The following is a 16892-nucleotide window of genomic DNA, read 5'->3' as shown; positions in this document are numbered from 1 at the left end:
TCAGTGGCCGCGCAGTCGCGCCGCACGTTCACGCAGATGCGTCTCGACCCGGGCCAGGGTGGTCGGCGCGATGGCGCGCCCCGTCGCATCGGCCTCTGCACCGGCCCCGCCATCGCTGGCGGTCTGGGCGGGGGGCTCGGCCCGGGTTTCAAGGATGATCTCGAGGTCGTTGATGATCACGGGCATCAGCGTCTCCCTGGTCGGCTAAGGTCAAGCGGCGTGCCTGCGGGCAGGTTGCGCGGGTTGTCGATGTTGTTCTGGCGGGCGATGTCCTGCCAGTCATCCTGGCGGCCTTCGCGCGCGGCGGCCTCCTGCACGCTCTCGCCCTCGCGGGTGGCGGGGGCGGGTTGCGACGCGGTGGGGGGCGTGCTGCCACGCCCCGTTCCGCCAAGCCCGGCGCCGCCCTGATTGCCGAACTGGAACTGGATTTCCTGCTTGGACAGCGCCAGCGCGATTTTCGCGCGCAGCGGTTTGCCATCTTCCGAGAACAGCAAAAGCTCTTCGTTGATCGAGTCCACCACGCCCTCGAACAGGAAGGTGCCCCAAAGGAAGCGGATTCCGGGCGGCGTGAACTTGCCTTCCTCGTCGCTCGGCTCGGGCTGGATGAAGCGCACCACCTGCTGGGTCAGTCGGCGCACGTCGTCGACGGTTTCGCCTTCGGATTCCGGGCGATCGGGCGCCGGGGCCGTCACGTCGAACCAAAGGTCCAGCGTCAGCTTTGTCGTCCCCGAGCCGACGAACTGGATCGCCGAGCCGCCCCGCTGGTCGCCGCCTGCGCTCTTGTTGGAATAGGCGACCTTCAGGGTTTCGGGGTTGAACTGGACGCTGATCGGATCGCCGGTCTCCGACACGGTCTGCTGTTCGTCCCAGGTCACCGGCTGAATCTGGGCTTTCAGCAGGGCTTGCGGCTCAGGCATCGGTCACCTCCTCCGCATCCAGCGTTTCAAAGGCGATCTGGGCTTCTTCGATGGCGATCAGCCCGTCCGAGGCATTCAACGCCGGCGCCTTCAGCTTTACGGGCAGACAGCCCGTGAGCTTGAAGCGCACCACCTCGCGTTCACGGTCAGCCGACAGCATCGCGATTTCGCCATGGGCGCGCGCCTCGCGGCGCTCCTGCACCGCGCGGAACCAGGCCCAGAGACCAAGCCCCTTGGCCATCCCGCGCTTCAAGGTGATCTCGCCATAACTGGTGACGCCTGCCAGGTGGATCTGGCGCGCATTGTTGCCGCCTTCGCGGATGGTCTCGGTCTCCAGCGTGGCTTCCAGACCCGAGACCTCAGAGAAGGCGCCGTCGCAGATGATGCCGTCTTCGCCCTCAAGCTCGAGGCGGACCTTGAAATTGAAGGCGGTGAAGGGAGTGGTCATGTCGCCTCCTCCACGGCCAGATCCCGAGCGCCGGTGCGCAGCAGGCGCACGTTCAGAAACCGCATGGGACGCGAGGGGGCGACGCGCAGTTCGACGGTAAAGCGCCCAAGCTCGATCGCACCGGGCGGGTTTACGCTCCTGTCGGTGACAACCCGAAAGCTTTCGACGGGCCGTGCCCCTGCGAATCCGCCGCGTTGGTGGATCAGCGAGAGCACGCGTTCAAACCGACGCTGCACCTGGGCACGGAAATCGGGGGAGTTCGGTTCGAACGTATAGGCCATGCCTTCACGCACGGCGAGGCGGCGTAGCAGGATCATGAGAAGGCGCACGGGCAGGGGGCTAAGCTCGGCGCTTGCCGACAGGGTCTCGGCATTCAGGAAAAGAAAGCCTCGGGGATTGTCGCGGATCGGGTTGATCTGATGAGCGATCAGATCGGCAAGGGTCGCGTCCTCGAGGTGCGGCGTGAGGGCCAGCGCATCCGTGACAGGCAGGTTCGCGGAGGCGATCCAGACCCCCGGCCCATTGGCCTGCCGCGCGATCAGCCCCGCAGCGGCGCCATCTGGCGGGTGGAAGGCGCTGCCCGTCGAAATCCAGCCATGGAGCAGCGCAGCATAGGAAAGCGCCGTCTCTTCTCCAAAGCGCAGGGCGGGAACGCGCAGCATACCGGCGGGGCCGGGATCGCCCTCCAGATCCTCGAACAGCGGCGAAAGCCGGGCGAGGTGTGCCTTCGCCTCGTCCGCGCGGAAGTGGCGCGGCATCGACAGAAGTGCGACCGCATCGGCGCGCGCCGCCGCAAACCGGATCGCGGCGCGGTGGACGGCGGTCAGGATCTCTTCGCCGCTTTCGGGCGCGGTCCCGACGGTGGCGTATTCCTCTTTCGGATCCACGGTGAAGGCCGAAACCGCGTCCGGGTCAAGCCGCAGCGTGATCGACCAGGGTCCACGGACTTCGTCCCGGAGCACGCGCACCCGCATGTAGCTCGGGCGGTCGATGGCCGGGGCAGGGAAGAAGTCGACAGTGCCGGGGTCCAGCAGGGTGGTTCTTGCGTCCCCGAGAGTCGGGGCCTGGCCGGTCTGTACCTCAAAGACGTCGCCCGGTGCGAGCGCGCCGCTTTCGAACGTCCAGGTTAGACGCGGGCCGGGGCTCGCGCCGATATCAAGCGTTGGCAGAAGCGACAGCAGGTCCGGGTCGGTGTAGGCGCAAGGTTCGAAATCTTCCTCGGGGATCATCGAGGCGCGCTCATTCGACCAGGGGCCGATCTCGCTGGCGGTTTCGGCGCGCACCCGCGCGAAGACAATCGCGGGGCAATCCGGGGCGCGGGGGACGAAGGCCTCTGGCGCTTCGACGATGTGGACCTCGGGTGGGTCAAAGCTGTCATCGGGGGAAAGCTCGACCCTGTAGCGCGTCGCGCCATGCACCGGGGTCCAACTGAGTGCGATCCGGTCGAAGGCATCCAGCGCATTCGGCAGCACGCCGAGACGGGGCGCACCCAATGGCGCGGGCGCTGCGACCAGCCGCCGGTTCCAGGGGCGATGCCCCGCGTCCGGCAGCGCGATCATCGCGACCTCGTCCACCGGGTAAAGCGCATGGAGCCCGCGAAGCGGTCGCCCGCCCTCGGTCAGTTCCATCGAGTGACGCGCCGCAAGCTCGGCGGACAGTGCATGGGTCTGGATCGCCGCAAAACGCGGGTCGAGGAAAATCTCGCTGGAAAAGTGCTCCAGCCCCTCCGTCTCCAGCCGGGGGCCCGGGGGCAGGGTCGCGAAGGCGCACCGTTCGCGATCGACATAGGTTTTCATGGCATGCGGCAACCAGACACCGTTCGGGTCGGCTGCCGGTCCTGCCAGGGGAAACCGCGGGACCGAAGCCTCGGACAGGAACCGCGCACGGCCCGGAGAAAGGCTCGGCACCGGGCGCCCGAATGCGGGACCAAAATGCGCCGCGTCATCGGGCAGGGCCGCCCAGTAGCGCGGATGGGCGGCGGCAAAGCCAAGCCCGTCCAGACGGCGGCTGATCCTCGCGCCTTCCCAGAGGACAAGGTCAAAGGTCAGGACGCTGAGACTGTCCGGTTGCGGCTCCGGCGGGCTCGCAAAGAGCGCATCGACGTTTGCATCCGGCGCGGGAAAGAGCCCGTCGTCACCCATGCCAATCGCCCCCTCGGGCGGGGGTGAGGCGGGGCGCTGGTACCAGAAGACCCGGTCGTCGCGGGCGATGACCCGGGTCCCCTCGACCCGGTCGACCACCAGCAGCGCGAGCAGTTCGGCGTCGTTGAAGGTTGCTTCAATCAAATCGCCCGGAACCGGCGCGTCGCCGGCCTGGGTGACCCGGATCGAGAGGACTTCGCTGGTCCGTACAAGCCCTCCCCCCATCAACGGGAGCAATCTCCGCCGTACGAGCCGCGTGTCAGCTCCAAGCGGTGCGATCCAGCGTCCGGGCGAACGGGCCAGCGCAACCGCGCCGATGCGCGATGTATCGACAAGTTGCGGAATGGCGAGCGACAGCGTTTGCGGCCCTTCCGGCTCTGCCACCCGCACCACGAAAGCCCGCCTTCCGCCATTTGCGAAGAAGGCCTCGACCGCCGGGCCCAGCAGGCTCGTCTGATCGGTCTGCCTCTCCAGGTCGCGCGCCAGCACGACGTCCGGCCCGAATATGTCGCGGAAGCGCGACAGATCCTCGACCGGGACCGGTACGTCCACCGGCCCTGACGCCGCAAAGCCGACAAAGCCTGCCACGTCCATCCGGGGCAAAGCGTCCGCACGCTGGGGACGCCCGGTTTCGACATAGACGCCGGGCAGCCTGGGAGCGCGTCTGGCAAGCGGCAGGTTCATCGGCTTAGCTCACCTCGATCCGCTGCGCGGCGAGGACCAGCTCTTCGACGGCCACATCGGTGCCCTTGCCGTTGAGCGACGGACCGGTGTATTTGATCGGCCGCGCCATCAAGAGCTTCCAGGTCATCGCCACGGTGCCGCGATCCTCGCTCAACAGGTCGATCTTCACCGTGCGCAGGTCGTCCTGCTGGCCGTTCCTGACATTGTCGAGCCAGCCGTAGAGGTCCAGGTAGCCCATGAGCCCGCGTTTCAGCGTGATGTCGGGGACCTTGTAGGTGCCGGTGACCTTGATCGGCGTGTTGTCGTTGGTGTTGCCCGCGCGATATTCGGCAACGTTGATCTCCATCCCGATCCCGGAGATTTCCTGGAAACCGGCCTGGGCCCGGTCCGGCTGGTCGTCTCCGATCGTGACGAGAAAGTTGAACTGGCTGTAGGGAAGCGCTTCGCGTTCTGTCGCCATGATTGTCTCCTATGACGTCTTCTGGAGCGCACGATCAGGATCGCGCGTCGGCTGTCTTCTGTCCGATGCGGAAAATGACGAACTCGGCCGGGTAGAGCGGCGCGACCCCTATGAGGCAGACAAGCCGACCGTTGTCCCGGTCGTTCTGGCTCATCGTGGTTTCGTCGCAGCGTACGAAATAGGCCTGCTGCGGGGTCCGCCCCGCCAGCCGTCCGGACACGAATTCGTTGTAGAGGAAATCCTCGATCGTGCGCTGGACGTTGGACCAGAGCCGGTGACCGTTCGGTTCGAACACCGCCCATTGCGTGCCGCGTTCGATCGACCGTTCAAGATAGGCGAAATGCCTTCGAACATTGAGATATTTCCACTCGGGGTCCGACGAAACGGTGCGCGCGCCCCAAACCCGGAACCCCCGCCCCTCGAAGAAGCGCAGACAGTTGATCCCCTCGGGGTTCAGCGCCTCCTGCTGGCGGGTGTTGATCAGGAATTCGAAGTTCAGCGCGGATCGCAAGACTTCGTTTGCGGGCGCCTTGTGGACCCCACGCTCGACGTCGTTGCGCGCGTAGATCCCGGCCATGAAGCCGGACGGCGGCAGCGACAGCTCCATCGGGGCGCCGATGGCCAGCGGGTCGTCGACCGTGACCCAAGGATAGTAAAGCGCAGCGCGCGTGCTGTCGAGCGTTCCGCGCAATTCGCGCACCTCGCCGGGTGTCATCCCGGCTTCGGCATCCAGCACCGCCACCCGATAGCGCATGCGCTCGCAATGGGTGATCAGGCTGCCCATGACCGCGCGGCTGACCTCTTCATCGGCCGACGAACCCGGGGCGGCGACGATCGAGATATCCTCGAGGTCTTCCAAGGCGGCGAGCCCCGACTTCGGGTCGTCCTCATCGCCCTGATACTGGATATTGCCCAGTGGTCCCCCGTCCGAACCGCCCTGCAACACCAGCGTTGCGGTCAGTTCGGCGTCCGTGGGCAGGCGCACGACAGGTGTGCGTGCTGGCGATGCATTGGCTGCTTCGAGCTCGGCAGGCATCGGCAATCCGCCGATCGTCGCAGAGAGCACTTCGAAGAGCGAGTGCCCGGCCTCATTGGAGAGCGAGGCAAAGGCCGCAGCCAAAGCGGCGCCGTTGTCGGTTGTGGTCTGCAGCACCAGCGGCGTGAACAGCTCGGTCGCCCGGCTGTCGGAGTGATGGGCAAAAACGGTCTCTGCCGCGCCCGGATGCTCGGAATGAAAGGCGACGCGTTCAAACACCATCTCGTCCGCAAAGCGTCCGGGCGGCAAAGTGGCAACCGACAGGGTGACCAGACGGACGTCCGAGACGTTCGCCAGATCGACCCACGATGGCGAACCCGGGCCGGGCTCGGTGCCGGCGCTGTCCTGACGCAAGCGAAAGGTTTCGCGCCCCGTGTTCTCGTCGCGAAAGCGGTCTGCCCAGTAGAATTCGGCGTTGACCGTGCCCGGCGAAGCAGGGGGTGGCGATGCCAGGTTCACGGCAATCACCGTGTCAAACGGGCGGATGCCGCGCAGCTCTGGCCCGTTGGCGCCGGTCGCCAGCACGTTCTGACCAACCCGCATCGTCACTTGCACCCGCATGTTCCCGGCGCGCCCGGGGTGGCGCGCCATCAGCGTGAAGCCCGGGTTGGCAGGCGAAGCATCGGGCGCCGGCCAGATCGCCCGACCGCCCGAATGGGTTGGCGGGCTGTCGGCAGCCGGCTCGTTGTAGATCCGCGACACGTAGAGCCGCCTGCCGCCCTCATCAAAATAGGACCGCACCGCATGAGCCAGATAGTTGGGGACCTCGGTTCCGTCCGGGCGGATTGCATCAAGCCCCCCGTAGATACGCTCGAAGTCCGAGAAGCTGGTCAAGAGCGGCGGTTCGCCCTCGGTCGGGCCGAAACGGGCCGGGCCGACAAAGCCGGTGGTGGAGGTGCTGACGCCTTCGATGGTCTTTTGACGGAAACTGACCTCTTCAACGAAGACACCTGGAGCCAGGTATTCGGGCATGGATGAGACCTCCTGATCAAACTTGATTTCTTTGCGTTTCCGTTAAGGTGATGGGCCTGGGCCCACGAAGAGGCGGGAGGCACGAGCGCCGCTGCGCAGCGTGAGCGTCTCGCCGAAATGGAGCGTTGCGGTTGTGGTCGGGGTCGGCACCGGCGTTGGTGAGGCGTCCGGCGGCTCGGGCCAGATCTGGGCGTTTGGCTGGGACAGGATCTGGCCGTAATCGGGTATTTCGCTCGCCGTGATCGGGGGCAGGGGGGCGGCGGCGGCCTCTACGGCAATGGTCAGGGGCCAGTTGCGGCTTAGCAGCGAGGACGCGTCCCCCGTCGGGGGCGAGCCCGGCACAACCTCGGCCAGCACCGGCCAGGGAAGTTGTACCGAACATCGGCCGTCCGGCCCCGCGATCCCGTGCCAGGACCGGCCTTCGGGATCGACGACGATCATCCGCGCCCAGGCGGCGGGTTCTCCGGTCGCGGCCCGCGCCAGCGTCGCGGTGACGCGGGCCAGTGACGGATCGCGCGGGCGATCCGGCCCACCGATCAGGATGAAGCCCGGTGGGGCAGGGGACGGCAGCACCGCACCCAGATAGGGTCCATCGTAGGGCAGGGGCAGGTCGACCCCGAAGGCAGCCGGCGCATAGCGCGCCTTGGTGTCCGTGACCTCGATCAGGAACCGCTGCGTCGGCGGTGAGGGGGGCGAGGCATTGGCATCCGGCGGTCCGTCGTGTTCGAAACCTCGCATCCCGGGCAGCCCCTGGAAGACCAGCGCCCCGGAAAACGTGCGCTGCGCGATGACGGCGCGCCGGTTTTGTTGCCCCCAAGGCCGGGCGGTGGCGATTACCGCGTCCTCGACCGGGCGCTCGAAATCCTCGTCCCAGAACCGAATGCCCAGGGCAGAATGCGTCGAAAGCCTCTCGAGGATGCGCACGTTCATGGCCTTTGCCCCCCGTCCGCGGGCGGGTTGAAGGCGTCGACGGGCTCCAGAACGCCGATGTCCTGGCGTCGCTCCTGCACTGGCGGGCCTCCGCGCTCGGACAGGTATTCGACCGACTCGATGCGCACCGTGCGCGCCACATAGGGAATCGAAAGCTGGTAGATGTTGAGGTTCAGGACCTCCCAGATCCGGAACATGTCCTCGTTGGACAGTTCCGCAAGGCCAAGCTCGACTGCCTCTTCGGCGCGGAAAGACCCACCAACGGCGGCGTTCAAGGCGCCGGACGGCAGCAAGGGCGTATCTTCCAGCGTGCGCATTGCCCAACCGGCAATCGCGTGCTGCAACGTGGGTTCGGTGCCCCAGACCGTCATCAGGATATGAACATCAACCGGCAATTGCGTGCGAAACCGCCGCCCGTTCGTATCCGTGCGCCCGACGGGGGAGCGATGGGTTCCTGACGGCGTGACCCGATAGATCAACAGGGTCACTCCGGCATTCGGAGCGCCATTGCGGATCTGCTCGGTTGTCGTCGTGGTCAAATCCAGAGGAGTCGGAAAATCCGCCGGGTCGTAGGCGGCGCGCAGCAGGTTCGCGATCGCTTCGCCGACCGCCATGATGGCACGGGTATCAGCCATTGGGGCACCTCGCGCACGTCATTCCCTGTCCTCCGGCCGCGTTGGCGGCGCCAATCCGGCAAGCAGTGTCGAGATCCTGTCGAACAGCATGGAGATCCCGACGAATTTGCTGGTGGTCTGGCCGTGGCTGATCTGCCCTCGCCAGTGCTCATCCGAGGATTTCCCGCCATCGGTTTCGTGCCAGGCCCGGATAACCAGAAAGGCATCCGCATCGGCGTCCAGATCCAGCCGGGCCAGATCGTCGCTCATCGGATCACTGCGAGGGCGTTCATCGTCGGTCATGGCAGGCAGCCTAGAGGGCTGCACTCTCGCGCCGGTCGCGCGCCGATGTCAGAGGGTTCACGGAATTTTCGCCACGACCCGCCGGAGATTTCTTGGCGTTGACGAACCGTGATTGCCGGGAAGACGCGCAATTCTCTCAGGGATCTCTCGGAAATTTCCACGGCGCAGCTGGGCGCAGAAAAAAACCGGCGCAAGGCCGGCGGCGTCGTCGTGGATCTGACCGGATTTGTGCGCGGCTAGCCTATCAGATGCCGCCGCTCATCCTCGATTGACCCAAAGACATCTCCACTGCGGATACGCTGGTAAAGCGCAATGGTCTCTGGCATCGGGTCGATGCCGTAGTCACGCCGTAGCATGTCGGCGCAGCTTTGAAATGCGCAGATCGCATGTGCCCGGTTGCCCGAAAGGACGTGCAGGCGCATCAGGTTCCGCTGCATCGTCTCCCGGATGGGATCCACGGCAAGCACGCTGCGCGAGCATTCGATTGCCTCTTCGTACTGGGACCGGCGCGCATAGGCTGCGATCTTGCAGGTCATCCCACGCACGTACAGCGCTTGCAGCCGTTCCCTGATCTCGACGGCCCATGCGTCGCTGAGGTGTTCCAGAAATTCGCCCTTGTACAGGCGAAGCGCCTGATCAAGCTGCGCCATCGCCCTGTCTTCGCAGGCCAGGTCCAATGCCTCGGTGATGCCTTGCGAGAAAGCCTGGCAATCGATGAAATCCTCGTCGCCCAGCGTGAGAACGACATGCGTATGATCGCTCTCGATACGTTTGTCGCCTTTTGGTTGATTCGCGGCCTCGATCCGAGCGCGCAGTTGCCAAAGAGCATGACTCATTGCCTTGCGCGCGCGACCTTCCGACAACTCGCCCCAGAACATGTCGAGCAGCCGTTCGCGCCGCAGGAGCTTGTGAGGGTGGGTGAACAAAAACGCTGCGAAATCACTGGCTTCACGTCCAAGCCGGACCGGCAAATTCTCGCGGTCGGACTGGATCGAAAAAATACCAAGGGTGAGAACATGGACCATGAACATTATCCGAAAAATATGAAAATGGCAGCATGTGGCGCAGACCTTCTGCACGCAGCGCGATAATATCACACTTTAAGAGTGTATCCAAAAGTGGAGTCGCCAACAGAGGTCTGCCTGTGGCGTGGCAACTGGCTGGATGACGCGAGCGCATGACCAAACGCGCGCTCTTTGGCCGGGGCCTTTCAAGATCAATGGCGCCGGCGCGTTGATGAGTGGCGCGGTCCTGTCGCGGCATAGGGGACAGCCTGACCGCCCCGGGAGAGCCTGCCCGAACTTCTCTGAAGCACGGCCATGTGCCGAAGGGATCGAGCGCATGAGGCAGAGCTGCTCCGGCATCGGGTGAATTTCCCTTTGGTGAAATAAATTGAACCAAGCACTGTGCTGCTGTATCGCTCCCGAGTCTGGAAACGGGTCTTCTGGGCAGGGCGCAGCATGGAAATACGGTTCGATTTCGGCCCCGGCGGCGCAGCGGCAGACTTTGCGCGCCCGTCGCGCCTGATCCGTGCAGACAGGGCAGTGGATGTGCCGGCGGCGCTCGCAGACATGGATGCGGCGCGCAAGGCTGGGCAGTGGATTGCCGGCTATGCCAGCTATGAACTCGGCTATGCGCTGGAACCGCGCCTTGCCGAACGGATGCCGGTCGCGCGGCGCATGCCGCTTTTGTGCTTTGGCGTCTATGCCGAGCCCCGATCCGCGACAGCGCCTTCGACAGGCGGTTTCACTCTGGGGGCCTTCCGGCCCGATTGGGACGCTTCACGCTACGGCAGCGCCTTCACCCAGGTTCACGACTGGATAGGTTCCGGGGACATCTACCAGGCAAACCTGACCTTTCCGCTTCGTGCGCCGTTCTCTGGTGATCTTCGGGCTCTCTACGGGGCGCTCACCGCTCGCCAACCTGTGTCGCATGGTGCGCTGGTCATGCAGAATGACGGCCCGGCCATCCTGTCGCGCTCGCCTGAACTGTTCTTTCGCGTCGACGGACATGGCCGCATCGCGACGCGTCCGATGAAGGGAACCGCGCCTCGGGGGCGAACGGCGCAAGAGGACGCGGATCTGCGCAGCTGGTTGCTCGGCGATGAAAAGACCCTGGCCGAAAATCTCATGATCGTTGATCTCCTGCGCAACGATCTTTCGCGGGTCGCGACGCCGGGAACCGTCCGTGTGCCGGAACTGTTCAAGGTAGAGACCTATGAAACCGTGCACCAGATGGTCAGCCAGATCGAGGCGCGCCTGGCTCCCGGCACCGAACTCTCCGACATCTTTCGGGCCCTGTTTCCCTGCGGGTCGATCACCGGTGCCCCCAAGATCCGCGCGATGGAAGTCATCAACGACCTGGAGACGGCCCCGCGCGAAGCCTATTGCGGGGCCATCGGCTGGGCGGCGCCTGACGGTCGATCGGAATTCAACGTGGCGATCCGGACGCTGCTGGTCGAGAATGGCACGGCGGTGCTGAATGTCGGCGGCGGTCTCGTCTGGGACAGCCGCGCTGAGAGCGAATATGAGGAGGCGCTGTGGAAGAGCCGTTTCGCGACGTTCCAGCAGGAACCAGCCTGATCGAAACGATGCAGTGGCAGCCGGGGCGGGGCGTGATCCTGGCGCGTCGGCACCGCGACAGGCTTTGCCTCTCGGCCCGCAAGCTTGGCTTCCCCTTTGATCCCTGGGCTTTTGACGACGCCTTGGAAGGGATTGCGGGCACGGAACCGCTGCGGGTGCGCACCGTGTTGCACAGCAATGGGCGGATCGAGACGACAACCGCGCCCATGCCGTCCCCTGCAGGCGTCTGGCGCGTTGCCATCGCGCCGGTACGGCTGGCTTCGACGGACCCCTGGCTGCGGGTGAAATCCACCCGTCGACGGCTTTACGATGACACGCGCGCCGCGCTTCCCGACGGTGTGGATGAGGCGATCTTTGTGAATGAGAAAGGTCATGTCTGCGAGGGGACGATCACCAACTTGCTGGTCCGACAGGAGGGGCAGTGGGTGACGCCGCCCCTGTCGGACGGGGTCTTGCCCGGGGTCATGCGAGCGCATCTCTTGGCGAGCGGAGAGCTGCGGGTTGGCAGTGTGACGCCAGATGACCTGCGGACAGCCACCGGATTGCGGATGTGCAATGCCTTGCGCGGCCAGATCGAGGCGGAATTGGTGGACTGGCCCGGCTGACCCCAACACGGCTCAGGCCCTGAGACAGGCCCACCCGGCGCTGCGCGCGCCTTCGCCGTTGGGGCGATTCTCTAGCCTGATTCCCGCCGCTGTCAGGCTGAGAACAGCAGGGCGTTTCCTGCTATGGGCAGGCTGCTAAGGCCGCCAATCCTTGCGGTATGGACGGGATGAGGCCAAGGCCGCGGGGCTTGCGAAAGAATTTCACTGGCATTGTCGGCAAAGCGCTTCACGTCGGCCGATTGCCAATGGCAGGCAAGGGGCCTTGGCGACCGGGCCTGTCGTGCGAAGACTGTCAATGTGCGTGCAACGTGGGGGGGTGCCTTGGCGTTCCTTTGATCTCAATAGACTGATTTCAAGCGTCTAATTCTGATCCTCTCGGCCGCGAGATCCGTTTTGACGCGGCGCCGCCGCACGAACGGATCAACGGCGCAAAGGGCGCCGTTCGGTCTCCGTCAGCGATGCCCGATTCCCTCCAAAGCCAAAATTTGGTGTTGACCGTGGGTAAAATAAATTGATTATTGGGAAAGTATTGAAGGTCTAAAACCGAGAGGATCGTTGGACATGTCGCTCGATGACGTGGGTATCTGGAAGACAGGCCGAGGCAAAGGGCGTCATACGCCGAAGGGCCGCCAGTACGATGACCAGGCACTGGCCGAGGTCCGCTCTCTTCTGGGGGATGCGCCGCGCCGGCGTGACCTGTTGATCGAGCACCTACACCGGATCCAGGACCACTTTGGACACCTGTCGGCCCGACACCTGCGTGCCCTTGCCGAAGAAATGCGGCTGAGCATGGCCGAGGTCTACGAGGTCGCGACCTTCTATGCGCATTTCGACGTCATCAAGGAAAACGAAACTCCGCCGCCCGCGCTGACAATCCGTGTCTGCGACTCGCTGTCCTGCGAACTGGCGGGGGCGGAACAACTCCGCGCGGCCCTGGAAAAGGGCATGGACCCGACCGAGGTTCGCGTTCTGCGCGCACCTTGCATGGGCCGATGCGATACCGCGCCGGTTCTGGAACTGGGCCACAACCACATCGACAATGCCACGCCAGAAAAGGTGCAGGCGGCGATCGCCGCAGGCGAGACCCATGCCCGCATTCCAGACTACGAGGGGTTCGAGGCCTATCGTGCGGGTGGCGGCTACGAGGTGCTGGCCGACCTGCGTCAGGGTGGCGATTGGGAAGCGGTACAAGACAAGGTCTTGTCTGCCGGCCTGCGCGGGCTTGGCGGCGCAGGTTTCCCGTCGGGCAAGAAATGGGGCTTTGTGCGCGCCAATGCCGGTCCGCGCTACCTGGCGGTGAACGGCGACGAGGGCGAACCCGGAACCTTCAAGGATCGCTATTACCTTGAACGCACGCCGCACCTGTTCCTCGAAGGCATGTTGATCGCGGCCTGGGCGGTCGAGGCGGAAACCTGTTTCATCTACATGCGGGACGAGTACCCCGCGGTTCTGGAAATCCTGCGCCGTGAGATCGCCGCGCTGGAAGAGGCCGGCATCGTTGCGCCCGGATATATCGACCTGCGCCGCGGCGCCGGCGCCTACATCTGCGGCGAAGAAAGCGCGATGATCGAGTCGATCGAAGGCAAGCGCGGCATCCCGCGCCACCGCCCGCCCTTTGTCGCACAGGTCGGTGTCTTTGACCGGCCGACACTGGTTCACAACGTCGAAACGCTGAAATGGGTCGCCCGCATCCTGCGCGAAGGACCGGACGTGCTGAACTCGGTCGAAAAGAATGGCCGCAAGGGGCTGCGCAGCTACTCGGTTTCCGGCCGTGTCAAGAACCCCGGCGTGCATCTCCTGCCGGCGGGCTCGACGATCAACGACATCATCGAGGCAGCGGGTGGGATGCTGGATGGTCATGCCTTCAAGGCCTACCAGCCCGGCGGTCCGTCCTCGGGCCTCTTGCCCGCGTCACTGAACGACGTACCGCTGGATTTCGACACGCTGCAGCCGCATGGGTCTTTCATCGGGTCGGCAGCCGTTGTCGTCCTGTCGGACAAGGACAGCGCCCGCGCTGCCGCGCTGAACATGCTGCGGTTCTTCGAGGATGAAAGCTGTGGCCAGTGCACGCCTTGCCGTGCGGGGTGTGAAAAGGCGGTCAAGCTGATGCAGGCCGACCGCTGGGACCAGGGCCTGCTCGAGGAACTGAGCCAGACGATGGTCGACGCCTCGATCTGTGGCCTTGGACAGGCCGCCCCGAACCCGATCCGCCTGACAATCAAGCATTTTCCCGACGAGGTCTGAGCGATGAGCGAGACAATCACCTTCAAGCTGGACGGCCAGGACGTCACCGCCGAAAAGGGGATGACGATCTGGGAAGTGGCCAATGGCCGCGGCCTCAAGATCCCGCACCTCTGCCACAAGCCGGCGCCGGGCTATCGCCCCGATGGCAACTGCCGCGCCTGCATGGTCGAGATCGAGGGCGAGCGCACTCTCGCCGCCTCCTGCATTCGTGAGCCGTCCGAGGGCATGGTCGTCAACACCGCGACCAACCGCGCCAAGGCCGCGCGCAACATGGTCATGGAACTGCTTGTCGCGGACCAGCCGGAGCGCGAAGTCGCGCATGACCGGTCCTCGCACCTCTGGGACATGGCCGATGAAAACGGCATCGATACCAGCCGCTTTCCCAAACTGGAGGAGGGCCGAATCCCGCTGCTGGACGACAGCCACGTCGCGATGAGCGTGAACCTCGATGCCTGCATCCAGTGCGGCCTGTGCGTGCGGGCCTGCCGCGAGGTTCAGGTCAACGACGTGATCGGCATGGCCGGTCGTGGCCACGATGCCTATCCGACCTTCGATTTCGCCGACCCGATGGGCGCTTCTACCTGCGTTGCCTGCGGTGAATGCGTTCAGGCCTGCCCGACGGGTGCGCTAATGCCCTCTACCGTCGTCGACGAGGCGCAGCAGGGCGACAGCGCGGATTTCGACAGCGAAACCGAAAGCGTCTGTCCCTTCTGCGGCGTCGGCTGCAAGGTTTCGCTCAAGGTCAAGGACGGCAAGGTCAAATATGTCGAGGGGATCAATGGCCCGGCAAACGAGGGGCGCCTCTGCGTCAAGGGTCGCTTCGGGTTTGACTATATCCACCACCCGCACCGCCTGACGAAACCGCTGATCCGCCGTGACGACGCGCCGCCCAAGGGTCTGAACGTCGATCCCGGCAACCTGATGACCCACTTCCGCGAAGCCTCGTGGGAAGAGGCGATGCAGGCCGCCGCCGGTGGTCTGGCCAAGTTGCGCCAGGCGCATGGCGGGCAGTCGGTGGCGGGCTTTGGCAGTGCCAAGTGCACCAACGAAGAGGCCTATCTGTTCCAGAAACTGATCCGCCAGGGTTTCAAGCACAACAACGTCGACCACTGCACGCGGCTTTGCCATGCGTCGTCGGTTTCGGCGCTGATCGAGAACGTCGGGTCCGGCGCGGTGACCGCCACTTTCAACGAGGTCGAGAACGCGGACGTGGCGATCATCATCGGGGCCAACCCGCTGGAAAACCACCCCGTTGCCGCGACCTATTTCAAGCAGTTCGCCAAGCGCGGCGGCAAGCTGATCGTGATGGATCCGCGGGGGCAGGGGCTGAAACGCCATGCCTACCAGATGGTGCAGTTCCGCCCGGGCGCGGACGTAAGCCTGCTTAACGCGATCATGAACGTGATCGTCGAAGAGGGGCTCTACGATCAACAGTACATCGAAGCCTTCACCGAGAACTGGGAGGCGGAGAAGGAACACCTCAAGGCCTTCACGCCCGAGGCGATGGAACCGATCTGCGGGATTGCGCCCGACGTGATCCGCGACGTGGCGCGCACCTTCGCAGGCGCCAAGGCAGGCATGATTTTCTGGGGTATGGGTGTCAGCCAGCACATCCACGGCACCGACAACTCGCGCTGCCTCATCAGCCTTGCCCTGATGACCGGGCATGTCGGCCGTCCGGGAACCGGTCTGCACCCGTTGCGTGGCCAGAACAATGTCCAGGGGGCGTCGGACGCCGGTCTGATCCCGATGTTCGTGCCTGACTACCGTTCGGTCGAGGATGCCGCGGTGCGCGAGGACATCTTCGGCGTCTGGGGGCGGGACGAGGACTGGTCCGACAAGAAGGGCCTGACCGTCACCGAGATCGTCGATCAGGTCTATGCGGGCAATATCAAGGGCATGTATATCCAGGGCGAAAACCCGGCCATGTCCGACCCGGACGTGGACCACGCCCGCGAGGCCTTTGCCAAGCTGGAACACCTGGTGGTGCAGGACATCTTCCTGACCGAGACGGCGAACTACGCTGACGTGATCCTGCCTGCCTCCGCGCTCTACGAAAAGAACGGCACCGTCAGCAACACCAACCGCCAGGTGCAGCGCGTGCGCCCGGCCGTCGCGCCGCCGGGAGAGGCCCGCGAGGATTGGGCGATCACCGTCGACCTGGCGCAGCGCCTTGGCCTGCCCTGGGACTATTCGGATGTCTCCGAGGTCTTTGCCGAGATGAAACTGGTGATGAAGTCGCTGGACAACATCACCTGGGACCGGCTGGAAACCGAAACCGTGACCTATCCCTCGCTCAGCCCGACCGATCCCGGGCAGGCGGTGGTCTTCGGCGACGGGTTCCCGCGCCCGGAAGGTCGCGCGAAGTTCACGCCCGCTGCCGTCATCCCGCCGGACGAGGCACCGGACGAGGCCTACCCGATGATCATGACCACGGGCCGGCAGTTGGAACACTGGCACACCGGGTCGATGACGCGCCGGGCCAGCGTCCTGGACGCGGTGGAACCCGAAGCGAACTGTTCGCTGCATCCGAAAACGCTGCGCACGCTTGGCGTCACGCCCGGAGAGATGATCCGCCTGACCACACGGCGCGGCAGCATCGAGATCATGGCGCGGGCCGACCGGGCCGTGTCCGAGGATATGGTTTTCGTCCCCTTCGCCTTCGTCGAGGCGGCGGCGAACGTCCTGACCAACCCGGCGATCGACCCCTACGGCAAGATCCCGGAGTTCAAGTTCTCGGCCGTGAGGGTCGAGGCCTTGGCAAAAACCGCAGCCGAGTAACCCAAGCTCCAACCCACAGGGACTTATCATGGCACATAAAACGGATATCGAAATAGCCCGCGAGGCGAACAAGAAGCCGATCCAGGAGATTGGTGATTCGCTGAACATTCCGGGTGAGCACCTGCTGCCCTACGGTCACGACAAGGCGAAGGTGAGCCAGGATTTCATCAACTCG

Annotated in this window: 15 protein-coding genes; 5 read left to right on the top strand and 10 right to left on the bottom strand. The window is 64.9% G+C overall.

The window, feature by feature from the left end; translation table 11 throughout:
* From RBB42_RS20535 to RBB42_RS20490, 10 genes are all read right to left on the bottom strand, one after another.
* The gene (locus tag RBB42_RS20535; protein WP_305972037.1) at positions 1-186 is read right to left on the bottom strand and encodes a hypothetical protein; all 186 of its coding nucleotides are present in this window, start codon (positions 184-186) and stop codon (positions 1-3) included.
* A complete protein-coding gene (locus RBB42_RS20530; protein ID WP_305972038.1) occupies positions 186-917 on the bottom strand; it encodes a CIS tube protein in 732 nt (243 codons plus the stop codon). Before RBB42_RS20530 ends, RBB42_RS20535 begins: the two co-directional genes overlap by 1 nt.
* On the bottom strand, positions 910-1365 hold the full coding sequence (locus RBB42_RS20525; RefSeq protein WP_305972039.1) for a phage tail protein: 456 nt from the start codon (positions 1363-1365) through the stop codon (positions 910-912). The genes RBB42_RS20530 and RBB42_RS20525 overlap by 8 nt, the downstream gene beginning before the upstream one ends.
* On the bottom strand, positions 1362-4190 hold the full coding sequence (locus tag RBB42_RS20520) for a hypothetical protein (RefSeq protein WP_305972040.1): 2829 nt from the start codon (positions 4188-4190) through the stop codon (positions 1362-1364). The genes RBB42_RS20525 and RBB42_RS20520 overlap by 4 nt, the downstream gene beginning before the upstream one ends.
* 4 nt (positions 4191-4194) lie before the next feature.
* Positions 4195-4650 (bottom strand): phage tail protein, encoded by a 456-nt coding sequence (locus RBB42_RS20515; protein WP_305972041.1) that lies wholly within the window; start codon positions 4648-4650, stop codon positions 4195-4197.
* Between the two features lie 34 nt (positions 4651-4684).
* The gene (locus RBB42_RS20510) at positions 4685-6658 is read right to left on the bottom strand and encodes a phage tail sheath family protein (protein WP_305972042.1); all 1974 of its coding nucleotides are present in this window, start codon (positions 6656-6658) and stop codon (positions 4685-4687) included.
* 42 nt (positions 6659-6700) lie between these two features.
* Entirely contained in the window at positions 6701-7588 is an 888-nt protein-coding gene (locus RBB42_RS20505; RefSeq protein ID WP_305972043.1) for a hypothetical protein, read from the bottom strand.
* Positions 7585-8223 (bottom strand): Pvc16 family protein, encoded by a 639-nt coding sequence (locus RBB42_RS20500; RefSeq protein ID WP_305972044.1) that lies wholly within the window; start codon positions 8221-8223, stop codon positions 7585-7587. The genes RBB42_RS20505 and RBB42_RS20500 overlap by 4 nt, the downstream gene beginning before the upstream one ends.
* Positions 8224-8241: 18 nt before the next feature.
* Positions 8242-8505, bottom strand: a complete 264-nt coding sequence (locus RBB42_RS20495) for a hypothetical protein (RefSeq protein WP_305972045.1) — start codon at positions 8503-8505, stop codon at positions 8242-8244.
* Between the two features lie 236 nt (positions 8506-8741).
* A complete protein-coding gene (locus RBB42_RS20490) occupies positions 8742-9530 on the bottom strand; it encodes an AfsR/SARP family transcriptional regulator (RefSeq protein ID WP_305972046.1) in 789 nt (262 codons plus the stop codon).
* A 435-nt stretch (positions 9531-9965) separates the two neighbouring features.
* On the opposite strand from RBB42_RS20490, the gene RBB42_RS20485 reads away from it, so the two are divergent.
* The 5 genes from RBB42_RS20485 to RBB42_RS20465 form a co-directional block, all read left to right on the top strand.
* Positions 9966-11087 carry an aminodeoxychorismate synthase component I gene (locus RBB42_RS20485; RefSeq protein ID WP_305972047.1) on the top strand — a complete coding sequence of 374 codons (1122 nt, stop codon included), beginning with the start codon at positions 9966-9968 and terminating at the stop codon, positions 11085-11087.
* The gene (locus RBB42_RS20480; RefSeq protein WP_305972048.1) at positions 11045-11692 is read left to right on the top strand and encodes an aminotransferase class IV family protein; all 648 of its coding nucleotides are present in this window, start codon (positions 11045-11047) and stop codon (positions 11690-11692) included. The genes RBB42_RS20485 and RBB42_RS20480 overlap by 43 nt, the downstream gene beginning before the upstream one ends.
* Before the next feature lie 561 nt (positions 11693-12253).
* Positions 12254-13936 carry an NAD(P)H-dependent oxidoreductase subunit E gene (locus RBB42_RS20475; protein ID WP_305972049.1) on the top strand — a complete coding sequence of 561 codons (1683 nt, stop codon included), beginning with the start codon at positions 12254-12256 and terminating at the stop codon, positions 13934-13936.
* A gap of 3 nt (positions 13937-13939) precedes the next feature.
* A complete protein-coding gene (gene fdhF / locus RBB42_RS20470) occupies positions 13940-16717 on the top strand; it encodes a formate dehydrogenase subunit alpha (protein ID WP_305972050.1) in 2778 nt (925 codons plus the stop codon).
* A gap of 28 nt (positions 16718-16745) precedes the next feature.
* A partial coding sequence (locus RBB42_RS20465; protein ID WP_305972051.1) for a formate--tetrahydrofolate ligase occupies positions 16746-16892 on the top strand: 147 nt, incomplete at its 3' end.

It is taken from the genome of Mameliella sp. MMSF_3455 (genome assembly GCF_030733205.1).
GTDB lineage: Bacteria > Pseudomonadota > Alphaproteobacteria > Rhodobacterales > Rhodobacteraceae > Antarctobacter.
This window is presented reverse-complemented; position numbering and strand designations above follow the sequence as displayed.

Excerpts from the sequence above, each read along its gene's own strand:
- RBB42_RS20495 (WP_305972045.1), bottom strand. The coding sequence starts at position 8,505 with ATGACCGACGATGAACGCCCTCGCAGTGATCCGATGAGCGACGATCTG.
- RBB42_RS20520 (WP_305972040.1), bottom strand. The coding sequence starts at position 4,190 with ATGAACCTGCCGCTTGCCAGACGCGCTCCCAGGCTGCCCGGCGTCTAT.
- RBB42_RS20535 (WP_305972037.1), bottom strand. The coding sequence starts at position 186 with ATGCCCGTGATCATCAACGACCTCGAGATCATCCTTGAAACCCGGGCC.
- RBB42_RS20525 (WP_305972039.1), bottom strand. The coding sequence starts at position 1,365 with ATGACCACTCCCTTCACCGCCTTCAATTTCAAGGTCCGCCTCGAGCTT.
- RBB42_RS20485 (WP_305972047.1), top strand. The coding sequence starts at position 9,966 with ATGGAAATACGGTTCGATTTCGGCCCCGGCGGCGCAGCGGCAGACTTT.
- RBB42_RS20500 (WP_305972044.1), bottom strand. The coding sequence starts at position 8,223 with ATGGCTGATACCCGTGCCATCATGGCGGTCGGCGAAGCGATCGCGAAC.
- RBB42_RS20515 (WP_305972041.1), bottom strand. The coding sequence starts at position 4,650 with ATGGCGACAGAACGCGAAGCGCTTCCCTACAGCCAGTTCAACTTTCTC.
- fdhF (WP_305972050.1), top strand. The coding sequence starts at position 13,940 with ATGAGCGAGACAATCACCTTCAAGCTGGACGGCCAGGACGTCACCGCC.
- RBB42_RS20505 (WP_305972043.1), bottom strand. The coding sequence starts at position 7,588 with ATGAACGTGCGCATCCTCGAGAGGCTTTCGACGCATTCTGCCCTGGGC.
- RBB42_RS20475 (WP_305972049.1), top strand. The coding sequence starts at position 12,254 with ATGTCGCTCGATGACGTGGGTATCTGGAAGACAGGCCGAGGCAAAGGG.
- RBB42_RS20530 (WP_305972038.1), bottom strand. The coding sequence starts at position 917 with ATGCCTGAGCCGCAAGCCCTGCTGAAAGCCCAGATTCAGCCGGTGACC.
- RBB42_RS20510 (WP_305972042.1), bottom strand. The coding sequence starts at position 6,658 with ATGCCCGAATACCTGGCTCCAGGTGTCTTCGTTGAAGAGGTCAGTTTC.
- RBB42_RS20490 (WP_305972046.1), bottom strand. The coding sequence starts at position 9,530 with ATGGTCCATGTTCTCACCCTTGGTATTTTTTCGATCCAGTCCGACCGC.